4 protein-coding genes are annotated in these 3,388 nt (G+C 42.3%); 2 read left to right on the top strand and 2 right to left on the bottom strand.

Translation table 11 applies throughout. From position 1 onward, the window contains the following. Both ACP5N5_RS06305 and ACP5N5_RS06300 read left to right on the top strand, forming a co-directional pair. The coding region (locus ACP5N5_RS06305; RefSeq protein WP_428134098.1) for an RIO1 family regulatory kinase/ATPase at positions 1–220 on the top strand (220 nt) is incomplete at its 5' end. Continuing rightward, positions 193–828: a KH domain-containing protein gene (locus ACP5N5_RS06300; protein WP_428134093.1), complete on the top strand. Its 636-nt coding sequence runs from the start codon at positions 193–195 to the stop codon at positions 826–828. The genes ACP5N5_RS06305 and ACP5N5_RS06300, both read left to right, overlap by 28 nt. A gap of 75 nt (positions 829–903) precedes the next feature. On the opposite strand, the gene ACP5N5_RS06295 is transcribed toward ACP5N5_RS06300, so the two are convergent. Both ACP5N5_RS06295 and ACP5N5_RS06290 read right to left on the bottom strand, forming a co-directional pair. Then, positions 904–1,323, bottom strand: a complete 420-nt coding sequence (locus tag ACP5N5_RS06295; RefSeq protein ID WP_012608756.1) for an EamA family transporter — start codon at positions 1,321–1,323, stop codon at positions 904–906. Between the two features lie 161 nt (positions 1,324–1,484). Continuing rightward, positions 1,485–2,939: a TrkH family potassium uptake protein gene (locus ACP5N5_RS06290; RefSeq protein ID WP_428134088.1), complete on the bottom strand. Its 1,455-nt coding sequence runs from the start codon at positions 2,937–2,939 to the stop codon at positions 1,485–1,487. Between the last annotated feature and the right edge of the window lie 449 nt (positions 2,940–3,388).

Genomic DNA, 3,388 nt, shown 5'->3' with positions numbered 1-3,388 from the left:
CTCAGTGTATAATATAGTTGTGACCCCAGGGCTCGACATAGCTATAATAGATGTTGGCCAAGCAGTGGATTTATCCCATCCAAACTCCGAGGAATTCTTAATCAGGGACATCGAGAATATAAACAGGTTTTTCAGGGAGGAAACAGGTATAAGTACATATAGTCTAGAGGAAATACTGGAGGCTGTTAAAGAATGCAGGACAATGAAAAAGGAAGATTAATTCCTGGAGTAACTAGGCTCTACGAGAAACTCCCCTTGGAAAGGATTGGAGTCCTTCTCGGTGATAACGGGAGAGTTAAGAAGGAGATAGAGGTTAAGACACGCACAATTCTAACCGTTGACTCTGAGACCGGTAGCGTCATAATTGAGCCGGCTTTTCCAGAGACCACTTCACTAGAATTGATGAAGGCCAGGGATATCGTTAGAGCTGTAGCATACGGGTTCAGCCCTGAGAGGGCTTTTAAACTGTTCGACGAAGACCAGATATTATTAGTAATAGATGTTAGACAATATGTTGGAGACAAACCCAACCACGTTAAGAGGGTTCTTGGTAGGGTAATAGGTGAGGATGGGAAGGCTAGAAGAGTCCTAGAAGAGGCAACAGGCACCTATATATCCGTGTATGAGCCCTACGTCGCTATAATAGGGGATTACGAATCCGCTAACATAGCCCGTACAGCTATAGAGATGTTGGTTGAGGGTAGAACTCATGCGACAGTATATAAATACGTGGAAAGGGAGATGTTCACAGTGAGGAAACGCAGGATGCGGGAGCTGTGGGTGAAGGGGCCTGAATTAGATACCGGCGGAAAGGAGAGGGATAGTTGAGCCAGTAATATTCAATCATTCATCCTGAATGCATGCAAATAACCAGTCGTCCTAGGTTGCTTCGCAATCGCTTTCCTATATTATTAAAAGGTAGAGTGCAATAGCTATAAGGGCTACCGAGATCGCCTTCTTCAATGTAAGTTCTTCATGGAGTAGTATAACTGAAAACAATATTATGAATAATATACTAGATCTATCGAGCATTGCGACAATAGATGTATCACCTTTTTGTAGTGCGAGAAAGTAGAATATCCATGAAAGACCGCCTGCCACACCGCTTAGAATTATGAAGATGTATTCCATACTCGTCATTCTCCCTACGTAGGCTACACCCCTGAAGTACAGCATTATGCTTACAGCGAATACAGTCATTACAATTGATCGAAGCGCTGTCGCAGTTATTGAGTCAACGTTTTGCAAGCCTATTTTAGCCAGTATCGTTGCCAATGCAGCCGCTAAAGCATCTAACAATGCATATATAATCCATGACTCCATTTTTACACCAATGAGGCCATATGCTTTATTTTGTTAATAAGTATTACCGATGAAGAGAGAATCCGGGTAAGAACCTGAATATTAGGGGTGCTGAGAGGCCCGCATAGCTGAGGGTTCAATGCTAACACAGCTCACTAATTAACTGATTTGATATCATGTTTTCAACTAGTGAATGATTTGATCATGCCTCTATGTACTAGGTAACTAGTTAGAACGATCAATGGTAAGTACTCGGTTTTTCCGAGATACATTCCAGCCATTAATGCTATTTTAACCAATAGAGGCGTTGAGGAAGAGATTATACCAGTGGATAATCCAACACAACCAGTGGCTGAGGCAGCCTCGAATATGGCGTCGAGAAAGTCTGTGCCCGGTAAAACTATCTTTGTCACTGATGCTATGAGGAATACGGTAATTAAATGTAATAGTATTATGAGCAGTGCCCCAGAGACCTCCTCTTCTTCAAGTGTCTTGCCATCTATTACCACATGTAGGTTCACCCTTTCACGGAGTAGTGTTGACGTACTATATGAGCTGAGTTTCCTCAGCAGGACGATTAACCTGTACACTTTTATACCTCCAGCCGTTGAAAATGTCATACCACCTATAATCATTGCAACTACAAGGATGATTTTCACCCCGTTGGGGAAGCCGGCTACATTTCCAATATTGAAGCCTGTTGTAGTCATAGCGGAAATAGTGTTGAAGAATCCGAGCAAAATTGAATACGTGAGACCCTCGTTGTGAAGCATGAAAACGAGCGTGGCTAGCAGGGAGAGTATGCATAGTGAAATAAAGTAGTATTTAACCTCATCGCTTCTAAGCACATCCTTGAATCTAAAGTCTAGTAGCTGGCTTAAAGCGAGGAAATTCATGCCGCCGATCACCATAATAAATATAGCGGGTATAACGCTGAAGGGTGCATAATCATATAGTGCTTCATAATTCATTGAGTAATTACTCATTCCGCCAGTAGCTATAGCCGTCATCGTGTGAATGACGGCATCGTAGAAATCTACACCAGAGTAGTAGAGTAAGACTATGCCGGCCAATGTGAATACCATGTATATCTCTATAATCCTCCTTGCAGTACTTCTAAGGGTACGCATTACCCTTACGGGCCTCTCTAAACCATATAGTGTATAGCCGAATTTCCAGAAGAAGGGTATGATCAACATTGCGAAGACTACGAAGCCTAGCTCACCACTCCACTGCATTAGAGCCCTCCACCAATTGATACTCTTCTTTAAGTGATCTATATCGTTTAAGACAGTAAACCCTGTACCTGTAAACCCTGAGATACTTTCAAACAATGCATCAATAAACGATATATTGATTTCCCGCATTAACGGCAATGCAGCCAGAAACGGTATTACGAGCCACGAAGCCGTTGAAACAATATAAGCCTCAAGGAAGCCCATTTCACGAACACTGCCAAACCTGGTTAAGACAATGACACCGGAGAAGCCTATGCTAATATAGAGTATGGAGAAGAACAGGAAGTTCATGGAAACCGGTTCACCACTAAGTAGATCAACAATCGGCACACTTAATATCATTAAACCCACAATCAGTAAAAGGCTTAGAAGCCCGGTGGCTATAGACACCATCTTCATAGAAACCACACACTATCTCTATCAACGAGTTCAAATATCTTCAATCTCATTAAGTATAATATAAGCATTTAAAAACAATGTAATGAAAACACAGCATGTTATTAAAGCTTTCATACCTCAACCCAGTAATATGATGTTCAGACCCAAATACTATTTAACCAGTGGGAATCCCCTGAAATCAACCCCGATGAATTCCACATATTCATTACCAGCTCCACGCCATGGTATTTATATCAGATGACCCAACTAAGCAAAAACTCTACCAGCTTAAAGTGTCTTCTTCAAGTTTTCCATGATATCAATATAGCATCTCCTAGTAGCAATATGATAGCTGATAATCCCCCGGTTGAAACCAGCTACTGGAAACCTTAGAATAGGAGACTGAAAAAGGAAAGGCGGGCCCGCGGGGATTCGAACCCCGGGCCTCCGGCTTAGAAGGCCGGCGCCCT

The organism is Desulfurococcus sp. (assembly GCF_049970475.1).
Taxonomy (GTDB): domain Archaea; phylum Thermoproteota; class Thermoprotei_A; order Sulfolobales; family Desulfurococcaceae; genus Desulfurococcus; species Desulfurococcus amylolyticus.
Note: the sequence above shows the minus strand (reverse complement) of the source record. Positions and strands in the feature narration are given on the sequence as shown.